The following is a 13,276-nucleotide window of genomic DNA, read 5'->3' on the forward strand; positions in this document are numbered from 1 at the left end:
GATCTGCCGGCATGGACTCCGTAGGCACTCTGCCTCCTGACGCGCTCAGTCGCGCGGTGATCGAGATCGAGAAGCACGTGAGCGGCGCGGGCTGGGACCAGCCCGCGCAGCTGTTCGCGCTGGTCCCCACCGACGAGCTGCTCCGCGCCGAGCCGCAGCTGGCTGCGCAACTCGGCGCCGACGACGCCTCCCAGCCGCTGACTCCGGTTGCCCAGGGCGAGCTGCCCGGCGGCCTCGAGGACGAACATCTGGCCGATGCGCTGGCGCAGATCGAATGGCCCGACGGCGTCACCGGATGTGCACTCGCGATCGAACGGATCGTGCTGCCCGCATCGACCGAGGCGGGTCTGTCGAGCGTAGAATCAGACGCCGAACTCGCCCGGATGGCCGGCAGCGACCCGCGCCGCCACGAGGTCCGGATGGTCGCCGCAGTGCTCCGCGAAGGCGATCGGTTCGGTGCCGTCCGGCTGCGTTCCCATGACGAGGACAGCGCCGTACTGACCGGCACCGACTTGGTCCCCACGCTGTGCGAAGTACTGTCTTTGACATTCGAACCTTCTCTCGGCAGCCGGCCGGGCGGCGGTCCTGGGGTCGACGGCATGAGCGACGACGAGGAGAACGACCATGAGTGACGGCGTCTACGACATGCCGGAGGAGCCGCGGCGCCCGCGGCGAACATCCGGCGGACGTCCCCGGGCCTTGCTGCCGACGATCGCCACCCTGATCGTCCTGCTGATCCTGTTCAGCGTCTTCACCGATGTCTGGACTCAGCGGCTCTGGTACCGCTCGGTGGACCTCGGTTCCGTGTTCAGGACCGTGCTCGGGACCCGGGTGCTGCTGTTCCTGGTGGTCGGCCTGCTGATGGCGGCCGCGGTCGTCGCGAACATCGTGATCGCCTTCCGCACCCGCCCGCGGGTCGCTCTCGCGCCGTCGCCCAGCCCGGGCTTCGAGCGGTACGGCGACCTGCTCCAGCAGCGCGGCAAGATCGCCATCGGCGTGGTCGCGACGCTGATGCTGGTGTTCGGCGGCTCGGCCGCGTCGGGGGAGTGGAAGGTCTTCCTGGCCTGGCGGAACCGGACACCGTTCGGTGTCACCGACAAGCACTTCAACAAGGACATCTCGTTCTTCGTCTTCGACTACCCGTGGCTGCGCGTGCTGCTCGGCTTCGGCTACTCGATCGTGCTGCTCTCGCTGGTCGCCGCGATCATCACCCACTATCTGTACGGCGGCTTCCGCCCGTCCGCGAAGGGGCAGAAGGCCTCCGGCGCGGCGCAGGTGCAGTTCTCGGTGCTGCTCGGTCTGCTCGTCCTGCTCAAGGCCTTCAGCTACTGGCTGGACCGCTTCGGCCTGACGACGTCGGACGGCAGGCTGTTCACCGGTATCTCTTATACCGGTGACAACGCCGTCCTGCCGAGCAAGGAGATCCTTGCTGTCATCGCGGTGCTGTGTGCCGCCCTCTTCTTCGCCAACGTGGTCCGCCGGACCTGGTTGCTGCCCGGTGTCGGCACGGTCGTGCTGATCCTGTCGGCGATCCTGCTCGGCGCGCTGTGGCCGGCCGCGCTGCAGCAGTTGCGCGTCCGTCCGAGCGAGCCGGTGCGCGAGGCGCCGTACATCACCAAGAACATCGAGGCGACGCGGCAGGCCTACGGCCTGGAGAAGACCCAGGTCATCAACTACGCGGCGACCACGACGGCCAAGCCGTCGGAGCTGCTCGCGGACACCGAGGTGCTGCCGGGTATCCGGCTGATCGACCCGACCGTGGTCGGCCCGACCTTCGAGCAGTTGCAGCAGGTCCGTGGTTTCTACTCCTTCCCGACCGATCTCGATGTCGACCGGTACAAGATCGGCGACAAGACCAACGACACCGTGATCGCGGTCCGCGAGGTGCAGATCGACCGGCTGCCGGCCGGTCAGCGCAACTGGAACAACGACCACACCGTCTACACCCACGGCTATGGCGTCGTCGCGGCCAACGGCAACCAGCGCGCCGCCGACGGTACGCCGGTGTGGTCGGAGAAGGATCTGCCTCCCACCGGCCAGCTGGGTGACTATGAACCGCGCATCTACTTCGGCGAGCAGTCTCCGGATTATTCGATCGTCGGCGGCCCGAAGGGTGGCCAGGCGGTCGAGCTCGACACCCCGGAAGGCAAGAGCGGCGGCGACCCGACGCTGAACACCTACCAGGGCACCGGCGGTGTCCCGGTCGGGAACTTCTTCAACCGGTTGCTCTACGGAACCAAGTTCCGGGACGCGAACATCCTGCTGTCCAGCCGGGTGAACACCGACTCGAAGATCCTTTACGACCGCAGCCCGCGCGAGCGGGTCGAGAAGGCCGCGCCGTGGCTGACGCCGGACGGCGACCCGTACCCGGCGATCGTCGACGGCCAGGTCGTCTGGATCGTCGACGGCTACACCACCTCGGCGAACTACCCGTACTCCGAGAAGGTCGCCCTGGACGACAGCACCCGGGACACCACCACCGGCCGCGGGACCATCGCGCAGCAGCCGAGTGAGCAGATCAACTACATCCGCAACTCGGTCAAGGCCGTCGTCAACGCGTACGACGGATCGGTCGAGCTGTACGCCTGGGACGAGAGCGACCCGGTGCTGAAGACCTGGATGAAGGCGTTCCCCAACACGGTGAAGCCGCGCGCGGACATCTCGCCGGCGCTGATGTCCCACCTGCGCTACCCGGAGGACATGTTCAAGGTCCAGCGCGACCTGCTGGCCAAGTACCACGTGACGGATGCCGGCACCTGGTACCAGAACAGCGACCTGTGGCGCGTTCCGGCCGACCCCACCGCGGTGTCGTCCGGCAGTGACTCGTCGACTCAAATCAAACAACCTCCCTTCTATCTCTCGTTGCGGATGCCCGGTCAGACCGATCCGAAGTTCTCCCTGACGTCGGTGTACGTGCCGAACGCCGAACGCGAGAACCTCACTGCGTTCATGGCCGTCGATTCCGAGGCCTCGTCGCCGGACTACGGCCAGTTCCGGATCCTCCGATTGCCGGGGAACCTGCAGATACCCGGTCCAGGCCAGGTCTTCAACAAGTTCCAGACCGACGACGGCATCAGAACGGCGCTGTTGCCGATCAACCAGCCGACCAGCGGCGCAAGAGCCCAGTTCGGCAACCTGCTGACGCTGCCACTCGGCGGTGGTCTGCTCTACGTCCAGCCGGTGTATTCGGTCCGGACCAGTGGGCCCGGTAGTTATCCGGTCCTCCGGTATGTGCTGGTCTCCTTCGGTGATCGGGTCGCCTTCGGCTCCACGCTGACCGAAGCGTTGAACAAGGTGTTCAACACCAGCGTCGACACCGGTGAGCAGCCGGGCGGTACGAAGCCGCCGACCACCCCGGTGAACCAGACGGTCAAGCAGGCGCTCGCCGAGGCACAAGCTGCATACACGGCGGCCCAGGCGGCCCTGAAGGCGGGCAACTTGGCCGAGTACCAGACCCAGGTCAACAACATGAAGGCGGCGATCGATAGGGCGGTGTCCGCCGGAGCCACGCCGACGCCGACCACGCCGACTCCGTCGGGGACACCGACAACGACGCCGTCCGGCACGCCGGCACCGCCGTCAACGCCGCCGACTTCACCGTCAGGCTGATCCGCAGGCCGGATCCCGGGGCGGCGACACCGACATCAGTCGGCGTCGCCGCCCCGTTCCGTTGCCCCCAGCACCGGGGACGACTGGTTGCCTACGGCATCAGGTGGTGGTCTCCGGGCGGAAGCCGGCGGCGGTGTCGAGGACGTCCTCGTCGGTGAAGCGGTCGTGGTCGATGGTCACCTCGGCCGCCACCCCTGGCGAGACGAAGTAGAACACCTCGTCCCCCGTGAACAGCCCGTCGTACCCGCCGACCTTGACCGGGGTCAGCTCCCAGCTGTCCGGGTCCTTCTCCTCGTACTCGATCAGGAACGTCTTCAGTGCCTCGAGGTCGGTCAGCTTCTCGCCGCGGAGCGTCTTGACGGTCAGATCGACCCTGTACGCCCCCTCCGGATCCGGGCCGGTCTCCCAGACCCGGCTGTGGAAGCTCACGTCCTCCCACTCGTATTCGAAGTCGCTCGGCACACCGATGCCCTCGGGGAGATGGTCGATCACGAAGCCGTCCAAGGTGCATGCCCTTTGCTCGGTCGATGGAGATGCCACGGACAACCCCGAGCCCGGCCCGGGCTCGCTGGCCGCGGCCGAGGTGGTCGTCAAGGCGCCGAGTGAGGCGAGGACGACCGTGCTCCCGATCACGATACGACGGGTCGACGGCACGACTCGGGAACGAAGGGACGAACGCGACATGGCTGCCTCCTGGGAACCGTGACGCCTCGCCTGCTGCGAGACGCCTTCTTGCCCAAGAAGATGCAGCGATCACCCCGTCCCCTGGCCCACGAATTCGAACCTGTGGACAACCGCTCGCTCAGTACCCGATCAGCCGGTGCAACCGATGGAAGGTCTGCTGGAACCCGAGCTTCGGCCACGCCCGCGACGACAGCAGGTTCGTCACCCGCCAGTCCGTCACCACGGACGTGTACCCGGTGTCCGCCGACCACTGCAGAACGGCCTCACCCAGCGCCCGTCCAGCCCCTCGCCCCCGAGCCGACGGCAGTACGGCGGCAAACCCGAGGAAGCCGGCGTTGTCCGGTCGGGCCAAGCCACTGTGCGAGCTCGACTTCTCCAGCGAGCACCCGATCGACGACCCGATCACCTGACCGTTGTACTCGGCAACGAACGTCGCATAGTCCTGGTCGTCGATCGACTCGTTCCAGTCGGCGAGTGCCTCCTCCAGACTGGGGATCTCCCCGGCAGAGAACACCGGTGACAGCCCTTGGTGCTGCGGCAGTGCCAGGTCCAGTTCCGCGAGTACGGCGATGTCGTCGCGGACCGCACGGCGTACGACGAGATCGGATGGCGGAGAGACCGGCGCACTCGGCGCAGGCCGGATCGCGTGAGCATGCTGCGAGCCGAACCCCAGCCGGAACCACGCGTCGATCAGCTCGGCGTCGTCTGGCACCAGCACGTAGTGTGCAATACGGCCGTCGTCGACCCATTTGGTGGCTGCGGCGGCGTAGAGGTCGCGGATGTGTTCAGGCTCACTTACGGCGTGGCCGGCGGACTCCACCCAGATGTTCGGACCCCACACGGGCGACGGCTTGGGTGCGGCCAGCAGATAGCCGGTCACCGCACCGCCCTCGGTCAGCACCGCACCGGAGGCGCTCTCGCTCTCCCACACGGCGGTCACCTCGACCAGGGCGAGCTGATCGTCCTCATAGTCGGCCGGAAGCAGAGGGTGGCGCTTGCGGTGCTCCTTGTGTCGCTGCGCAAGCAGACTGGCGGCCGCGGGCAGATCCGCCTCCTCGAACGGCCGGATGACGTGTCTGGACATACTCGGACGGTACGCCGCTCGCCCCGCCGGTGACACGGATTTTCACCGTCCCGGAGCCGTCGCGGAGTCCTCCCCGGGCCGTCCCGGAGCCACACCGGGAGCCGATTTGGTTGCACAGCCCAGATCCTCTAAACTAAAGACACAACGACGCGGGGTGGAGCAGCTCGGTAGCTCGCTGGGCTCATAACCCAGAGGTCGCAGGTTCAAATCCTGCCCCCGCTACGGAAGAAGGCCCGGACCATCAGGTCCGGGCCTTCGTTTTGCTGTCTGGCTTCTGACCTGGGGGTTTGTCCTCCCTGAGACCTCCGTTATGGAGCGCTCGGGAGCCACCCAGCATCTGCTCGCCGGGCGGGGCCTACCCGGATTGATGTGATTTGTACCCCGATTCGTACCCAGAGCCGCTGTGTCGAGGTGTCGCGGATCGACCTCGGGATCGATGGGAGCTCTGTGCGCCGGCTTCGTGCGCTCAGGCTTCGAGGGTGCCGGTGTAGGTGGAGCTGAGGTGGGCGCCCGCGAAGTGGCGGGTCAGGTCCCCTGTACCGGTCATCCCCGCGAACTGTCCGGTTGCGTCTTGCACTTCCCAGCTGCCGCTAGCGCGGCGTGGGGCTCCGTAGCCGTTCCCCTTGATGAATGTTTTGCCGGTGCCGCACCCCACGCCGGCCTCGATCAGGGTAAGCGTGCTGCCATCAGCGAGCGTGAACCTGGCTGTCGCCGTGTAGTCCTTGCACGGCTCCGTCGTGGGCAGGGGCAAATCAATGAAGAAGCGGTACTGCGCTGCACCGAAACCGTCGATGCTCGCGTCGCCGCACAACTGGGCACCATCTGGACACCCGACGGGCAACTGTGCGTGGCCCTTGATCTCGGCGCTGAAGTCGGTGGTCTGGGCTGCGGCCGGGCGAGCCACGAGCACGCTGACGGTCAACGAAACAAGTAGCGCAAGGTAGACCGCGCCGCGGTGGGAAGGTTGGGGAACGCGCCGCTGCATAATGCCCCCTCTAATGGTCGCCTTCTAGGAGCCTGCACCGTCAGGGCGAGCGACTCCACGCACAGCGTGCGTATCGTCGCGTTGTCACCGCGTTGTCACCGCATTGTCGTCAGGTCATGGCCGCTTCCGGCAGTGGCCAGACCCGACAGACCGCAGCGATCAGTTGCCGATTGCGACCAGTCTGTCACCGGCTCTCACGAACGCGAATCGAAACATGCGACGAAGAAGGCCCGGACCAGCGGGTCCGGACCTTCGTAAAGTTAATCGAGTTGCCCGCCCTTGGCTGCCAGCTCGATCAGCTCGCCCATCGCCTGTGCCATGTCGCGGTCCGTACCCCGCGACTTGTGGGTGTAGATCTTCGCCGTCACTGACACGTCCGCGTGGCCGATGCGCTCGCTGAGGGTCTTCACGTTGTGCCCTGCGTCCTGGGAGATCGTGGCGTAGGTGTGCCGCACGTCGTGCAGCCGAATCCGTGGCACCCCCGCTTTGTCGACCAGGCGGTTGAACCGAGCGGTGATGGTGTCCGGGTGGAGCGGCCGGCCTTCTGGTCCGGTCATCAGGTAGTCGTGGTTCGGGTAGCTCTTGCCGTGCGCCTCTCGCTCTTCGTCTATGCGGGTGATGTAGCTGCTGAGGTGGCGGACCGTGAAGGTGTCGAGCGAGATCTCCCGCCGTCCCGCTTCCGACTTGCCATCTGACGCCTGAGCCTTGCCAGCGACGACAACTCGGGTGTCTTCGATGGTGAGGGTTCCGTTGTCCAGGTCGATCATTGCTCGCTCGACACCGGCCAGCTCGGAGCGCCGCATCCCGGTGGTTGCCGCGAGTACCCACATTCCGCTGTAGCGGTCCTGGAATGCGACCCGGAGAAAGGCTCCGAGCTGTTCGGGTGTCCAGATCGCGCGCTTGCGTTGCGAGGCCCTCCTGCCACGCTCTCGTGGCAGGACCGCGTGCTTGGCTGGGTTGGTGTGGAGGTAGTCCCACAGGACGGCGTCCCGCAGTGCGAGCTGTACAACGACATGCACATTCCGGACCGACTTGACGCTGAGGCCCGGTGAGTAGTCCACGGGGACTCTGCCCCTCTTGTACCGGCGGACTGCCTCGCGTGCTGCGTCCAACTTGGTCCCGCACGCCGTGGCGATGTCTCGTGGGAGTGGGCCGGCGCCGTCCCTCTCGCTCCTGTGGGCGAGCCAGTACGCGTTCATCCGGTAGTTTGCGTCGCCCTTCTTGCGGCCGTTCTCGCGGAGGTGCTTGTAGAACGCGTTGAGGGTCGGAACGGTGATGTCTGCGAGCCATCGCGAGCCGAGCAGAGGATTGATGTAGGCGTCGATGTTGTCGCGGTAGTTCTGCGTCGTTGTGTCCTTGAAGTGGTCCTCGTTCGTCGTTAGCCACTGGCTGAAGAAGTCGCGGACTCGGATTCTCTTTGCCGTGGCTGAGCGACCGGTCTCCACCCGCTTTTTGGCTTCGATTGCTGCTCGCCAGGCCTCTTCTTCGGTGTCGAATCCGCCCTGGAAGGCGCGCTGCCGTTCACCGGTGACTGGGTGGCGTTCAAGCTCGATCCGGTACGCCCACTTGGTGCCGCGTTGGTCAACGGTGATGCCGGGGATCTTGCGACGCTTGCTCATGCCGCACGCTCCAAGGCGGCCACCTACAGCGGGCCGGCCAATTAGCCAAGGCATTTATGGACCTTCTCACGCTGGCAAGCGGTGAGGCACCCCGCCGCCACGGGGTCCAGATTCACCCGCCGTTGACAGAGCGGTCCGCTAGCGGGAGGCAACGACTACGCGCTGGGGTGGAGCAGAGTGGACGTCAGTGGATACAGATGACGGGCGAGTGACCTGACCTCGGTATCCGGCGAATCCATGGCATGGACGCAGTCGTACGTGCGCTCTGATCTGCCGATGTAGCCGCTGAATCGCCGAACTGAGCTTCCTGTGTCGATTGCCTGTCAATTGCGCCAACCGAACCCTGACCTTGCACGTCACGGCGGGTCTTGGCCCAGTCTGTAAATCTGTCGGCCTATGCCTACGCAGGTTCGTACCCCGCACATAGGCCAGAAGCCCGGCTTCCGTCTATCAGTCGACAGGAACGACGGCCTGACGTCGCGCGTCCAATGTGGTCGAAGGCTCTCGCTAAGGACCTTCTCGGCACGTACGTTCGTTCGGGATCAAGGAGGTCGGCTCAGCATGACGGCGGTAGGGGTGCGGTCGCGGACGGCGGTTGGCGCATTGACCAGGTCGAAGACGCGACGAAGTGTCAGTCAGGTAGCGGGTCGCCGGCGCCATGTAGCAGTCCATGCAGAACTCTCCGAGCAGAGTCAGAGCTCTGCCTATGAGGACTGGCGGTTGGTAGAGGGCATCGCCTTCGTCGCCGCGGGCCGCGTCCTGCAGAGCTATCCGCGCGACCTCTGGTTCATCGGTCGCGCCGAGCTCGAGGACGGGGCGCTGCGGTTCGAGCGCGACGGCGTCGGAATCGAGCGGACGCCGGCCGCTGCAGTTGCGTAGTCGCGGTCGTTGTATCTAGAGTTACCGGGCAGCGTGTGTCGTGCCTGTTCGACGGGCGCTGCGGGGGAATTGGTGAGCATTCGTCGCATACTCCTCGCGATCGCCGCGATGCTCGTCATCACGGGGCTGATCTACACCGGCGTCTGGCACTTGTTCTCGCTCTTCGTCTGGCAGCACCCGATGCTCTCCTGGCTGCCGCTGCTCGCTGTGCTGGTGGTCGGGACATTGATCGGCACCGTCCGCGCGCTGACGGGCGTCGGCGGCCCGGCGCTCGCCGCGTCGCCGCCCGGGGACGGGGAAGGCCAGCAGCCTCAGCGCCCCGCTCGGGACGCGGTCGTCGACGCTGAGACCAGATCCGGGTCCCGCGCCGGAGGTGCCAGACGACGTCGAGTACAGGATGCCGTCGCACCCGGAGTCGACGTCGCCGCCTCGGAGCCGGGCGAGACCGAGGCGCCTGCACCCACTCCTCCGGTCCGGCGCTCGGGCTTCGATTTCGCGTTCGGCTGGGGCCTCCTCGCCGGGCTCGTCGTGCTCGCGTGTGGCCTCTGGTTCACGCTTATCTCGCCGCCGACGATCGACCTCGACGACATCGATTACGTCGTCGTCGATCGACTTCCGCAGCAGACCCAGCCGCGGCTGCTGCCCCGATCGGGGATCGACGACAACCCCGCCTTTCGCGAGGCGAAGGAGGTCCACCTCGTCCGCGACCCCGAGACCGGTGAGCTGCTGTGGACCGGCGAGTGGCATTCGAGCTGGCTCGGGGGCCAGTCGGACGGAATCGCCGTCAAGAGCCTCGACGAAATGATCGCGCCGGCGGAGATCGTCCACGCCGGGTTCGACGAGGCGGTGGCTGGGATCCAACCGAGCACGCTCAAGGGGAAGGCGTACGCCAAGCACCCGTTCAGCCGGGTCCAGTATCCAGTCCTCCTGCCGACCGGCGACCGCGAGGCGATCGCCATCGCTCCCTACATCGGATACAAGGGCTTCCCCTTCAAGACCCCCTACATGAAGGGCGTCCTCGTGTACCACCAGGACGGAACGCTTGAGGACCTGACCCCCGAGGAGGCGGCGGCGCGTCCCGACCTGGTTCGAACCGGCAGGCTGTTTCCCGAGGCGGTTGCGCGCGCGCAGGCAGAGGCGCTAGCACGCTCGGACGAGTTCGAGGGCGACATCCACGACGGCAAGAACAATCGTCAGCCGTATCTGACGGCAATCGACCGTAACCTGACCGTCTGGGTGACGATCATCGACGACGAATCGCGTGCCGGTGGCGTCAAGGCGATCGTCCTGACCGACTCATCGACGGGCGAGACCCAGGCTTGGAGGCCGTCACCGGGTCATGAGCTGATCTCCAGCGAGGACGTGCTCAACACCGCCCGTGCGCTGCCGCTGAAGTGGAAGGAGGAGCGATGCTGCGACTCAGACGGCCACAGCTATACCGTCACGCTACGCGAGGTCGTCGAGGCCCGGCTCGCGTTCAAGTACGGCAAGCCGTACTACATGGTGAGCGTGGTCCCCACCGACGACCTCGCGCTCCCGCGGGAGATCGAGTACACGCTCATTCTCGACGCCGAAACGGGTAAGGAGCTCGCCAAGTTCGACCACGTCAACGGCGGCGTCGACGCGGACACCCGACTACAGCGGTTCTTCCGCTAGCCACGCCCCGCCAGCTGCTCGTGATGGCAGCGAGCCACCAGAACAAGGAAGCGCGCCAATTCGCAAACGCCCCCCGCCGTGGTTTCCGAAGTCCGTCGAGTAGCCCGAACCTCCGAGCTGGGTGCTGCCACTCGCGCGGCCGGGCTCTCTGGCTGTGGTGTCCGTACCCAGATACGTACCCAGGACAGTTCAATCGCGGTTGGACACACGGGGAGCCATGAGACGGGTTGGACGCTAGCCAGGGTCGTATCGGTCGGTCGATGAGATTACTGACGTGCCGTGAGACACCATCAGGGCTACTCATAACCCAGAGGTCGCAGGTTCAAATCCTGCCCCCGCAACACTGCCCCCGCTACGGAAGAAGGCCCGGACCATTAGGTCCGGGCCTTCGTTTTGGTTCAGGGGCCACGCACTTGCGGCCGGGGATGATCCGCGGCGGGGAGACCCGGGAGCAAACCAGGGGAATCGACGGGCGCGACCTGTGGGTGGGAAGAGAAGAGTCGGTGGTGTCACCCACCGCATCAGGTCTCGCGAACGAGATCCCCCAACACTTTGCGGCCTGGATCCGTGCTGTCCGGGTCGCCGCGCCAAGGAGGCGTCATGAGCACCACCATCGACACCACGACCCTGATTCCGTCGTTCCAGATCGAGATTCCGCAGGAGCAGCTCGACGACTTGCGCCGGCGGGTAACGGCGACGCGCTGGCCCACCAAAGAGCTCGCCCCGGACCGATCGCAGGGCGTGCAGCTGGCGACGCTGCAGGAGCTCGCCCGCTACTGGACCAGCGAGTACGACTGGCGCAAGTGCGAGGCGAGACTGAACGCGTTACCTCAGTTCACCACTGAGATCGACGGGGTCGACATCCACTTCATCCACGTCAGGTCGCGGCATGAGAACGCAATGCCGCTGATCATGACCCATGGCTGGCCCGGTTCTGTCGTCGAACTGCTCGACACTGTCGGCCCGCTGACCGACCCGACAGCTCACGGCGGCAACGAAGAGGACGCATTCCACCTGGTGCTGCCGTCGTTGCCCGGCTACGGCTTCTCCGGCCAGCCGACCGAGCTCGGCTGGGAGAACGGCCGGATCGCCCAAGCGTGGGCGGAGCTGATGAACCGCCTCGGCTACACGCGCTACGTCGCCCAGGGCGGCGACGTGGGTGCGGCCGTCACGGACGCGATGGGCCGTCAGGCGCCCGAAGGGCTGGTCGGGATCCACGTCAACCTGCTCGCGACGGCGTTGGGCATCGTCGATCTACTGCCCAAGGAATCCAAGGAGGAGCGCGCGGCGCACGAGGCGCTCGCGACGTTCACCCACGATGGCTTCGGCTACTTCCTGGAGCAGTCCACCCGACCGCAGACTATTGGGTACTCCCTGCTGGACTCACCCGTCGGGCTGGCGGCCTGGATGCTCGACCATGACACGGACAGCTACTACAAGATCTCCCGCGCGTTCGTCGACGGCGAACCCGTCGGCAATCTCACCCGGGATAGCATCGTCGACAACATCACGCTGTATTGGCTGACGGGCACCGGCGCCTCGGCCGCTCGGTGGTACTGGGAGTTCGGACGGTTCCTGGCCGCGGCCGGTGCGTCCGGCGAGGCTCCTCCGCCGGTCCGGGTCCCCGTCGGCTTCTCGACGTTCCCCGGCGAGATCTGGGCCGCCCCGCGCAGCTGGGCCGAGACGGTCTACCCCGGCCTCGCCTACTTCAACGAGGTCGACCGGGGCGGCCACTTCGCCGCCTGGGAGGAGCCAGAGATCTTCGCCGCCGAGGTGCGAGCCGCATTCAGGCCACTGCGCTAAACGACGCAACGTCGGAGCCGCACGACGGATCTCCCCGACACAAAGAAGGCCCGGACCATCAGTTCCGGGCCTTCGTCTCGTCTCTGGGATGCGATGTCTGTCGGTTGCTCAGGAGACTCTGCCCTCGACCGTCATGATGATCTCCTCGTTGGCCAGCCGCCGGGAGCATCCGACCTTGACGAGGATGGCACCTGGCACGCCCCACCCGAGGAACGTCTTGATGATGGTGGAGGTCAGAGCGTCTCCCTGTGCATCGGTTGTCACTGCCCAGATGCCGACCGCGAGGTGGATCGACTCGCTCATCGCAATGCCGATCAGCACGTAGCCGGCGATGATGAGGACCCGTCCAGCCCGATCGCGGAGGCCACTCCGTCTCCCTGCGCGCCACAGATACGCGCCCACTGTGAGAATGACCGCACCCCAGCTAACGGTGCTGGCAGCGTCGGCAGTGGCCTCCGGGCCAGTTCCCTCGAATTGATTCGGCAACTCCATGGAGTCGAGGACGCGGCCGACGCCCCGCACGATGGTGAAGACGCCAACGGCGATTGTCCCCGATCCCATGCCCCAGAACAGGGTGTGGGGCTCAGCTGCCGGGCGCGAGTGATTCACCGTCATCTCGGTCTGCTTGCTCTCCACGATGCCTCCGACCCCTTCACTTGGAGGAGTGGCAAACGCGCCGCCGTGATACAAGGCGGGTCGGTCGGCGGGGACTGTGATGATTCGCGTGCTGACAGTCATATGGCGCAACGTGTTCAGGCGAAATGATGCCCTGTGTGGTTCGTGAACACGCTTGCTACGCCCCGCGCGGGTGAGATACGGGAGCTCGCGTGATTGACGGGTCCGAGAGGAGCAGGACGTCGATGTGTTGGGACGCCTTGCCGAGCTCGAGGTATGCAATGTGGAAGGTCGGGCAGTCCTTGCCGAAAGCGTCGTACAGATCGGGCGTTGCGGATGAGT

10 protein-coding genes and 1 tRNA gene are annotated in these 13,276 nt (G+C 66.1%); 6 read left to right on the plus strand and 5 right to left on the minus strand.

The features are described from left to right. Window positions 1–11: 11 nt before the first annotated feature. Window positions 12–632 carry a PPA1309 family protein gene (locus AB0E63_RS15940; protein ID WP_360365983.1) on the plus strand — a complete coding sequence of 207 codons (621 nt, stop codon included), beginning with the start codon at window positions 12–14 and terminating at the stop codon, window positions 630–632. Then, the gene (locus AB0E63_RS15945; protein ID WP_360365985.1) at window positions 625–3,609 is read left to right on the plus strand and encodes a UPF0182 family protein; all 2,985 of its coding nucleotides are present in this window, start codon (window positions 625–627) and stop codon (window positions 3,607–3,609) included. The genes AB0E63_RS15940 and AB0E63_RS15945 overlap by 8 nt, the downstream gene beginning before the upstream one ends. Window positions 3,610–3,708: 99 nt before the next feature. Here AB0E63_RS15945 and AB0E63_RS15950 read toward each other — a convergent pair whose 3' ends face one another. Continuing rightward, window positions 3,709–4,293: a hypothetical protein gene (locus AB0E63_RS15950; protein WP_360365986.1), complete on the minus strand. Its 585-nt coding sequence runs from the start codon at window positions 4,291–4,293 to the stop codon at window positions 3,709–3,711. 118 nt (window positions 4,294–4,411) lie between these two features. Further along, a complete protein-coding gene (locus tag AB0E63_RS15955) occupies window positions 4,412–5,377 on the minus strand; it encodes a GNAT family N-acetyltransferase (protein ID WP_360365988.1) in 966 nt (321 codons plus the stop codon). Between the two features lie 148 nt (window positions 5,378–5,525). On the opposite strand from AB0E63_RS15955, the gene AB0E63_RS15960 reads away from it, so the two are divergent. Continuing rightward, window positions 5,526–5,599, plus strand: a tRNA-Met gene (locus AB0E63_RS15960). Between the two features lie 244 nt (window positions 5,600–5,843). Here the strand turns inward: AB0E63_RS15960 and AB0E63_RS15965 are convergent. Both AB0E63_RS15965 and AB0E63_RS15970 read right to left on the minus strand, forming a co-directional pair. Continuing rightward, window positions 5,844–6,299 (minus strand): hypothetical protein, encoded by a 456-nt coding sequence (locus AB0E63_RS15965; RefSeq protein ID WP_360365990.1) that lies wholly within the window; start codon window positions 6,297–6,299, stop codon window positions 5,844–5,846. Between the two features lie 323 nt (window positions 6,300–6,622). Beyond that, entirely contained in the window at window positions 6,623–7,981 is a 1,359-nt protein-coding gene (locus AB0E63_RS15970) for a tyrosine-type recombinase/integrase (RefSeq protein WP_360365992.1), read from the minus strand. 720 nt (window positions 7,982–8,701) lie between these two features. Here AB0E63_RS15970 and AB0E63_RS15975 point away from each other — a divergent pair. From AB0E63_RS15975 to AB0E63_RS15985, 3 genes are all read left to right on the plus strand, one after another. Then, entirely contained in the window at window positions 8,702–8,860 is a 159-nt protein-coding gene (locus AB0E63_RS15975) for a hypothetical protein (protein ID WP_360365994.1), read from the plus strand. A gap of 72 nt (window positions 8,861–8,932) precedes the next feature. Further along, window positions 8,933–10,516, plus strand: coding sequence for a hypothetical protein (locus AB0E63_RS15980; protein ID WP_360365996.1), 1,584 nt, complete (start codon window positions 8,933–8,935; stop codon window positions 10,514–10,516). Between the two features lie 600 nt (window positions 10,517–11,116). Further along, window positions 11,117–12,319 carry an epoxide hydrolase family protein gene (locus AB0E63_RS15985; RefSeq protein WP_360365998.1) on the plus strand — a complete coding sequence of 401 codons (1,203 nt, stop codon included), beginning with the start codon at window positions 11,117–11,119 and terminating at the stop codon, window positions 12,317–12,319. Between the two features lie 108 nt (window positions 12,320–12,427). Here AB0E63_RS15985 and AB0E63_RS15990 read toward each other — a convergent pair whose 3' ends face one another. Continuing rightward, window positions 12,428–13,057 (minus strand): hypothetical protein, encoded by a 630-nt coding sequence (locus AB0E63_RS15990; RefSeq protein WP_360366000.1) that lies wholly within the window; start codon window positions 13,055–13,057, stop codon window positions 12,428–12,430. Between the last annotated feature and the right edge of the window lie 219 nt (window positions 13,058–13,276).

Source organism: Kribbella sp. NPDC026596 (assembly GCF_040638415.1).
In the GTDB taxonomy this organism is placed as follows: Bacteria; Actinomycetota; Actinomycetes; order Propionibacteriales; family Kribbellaceae; genus Kribbella.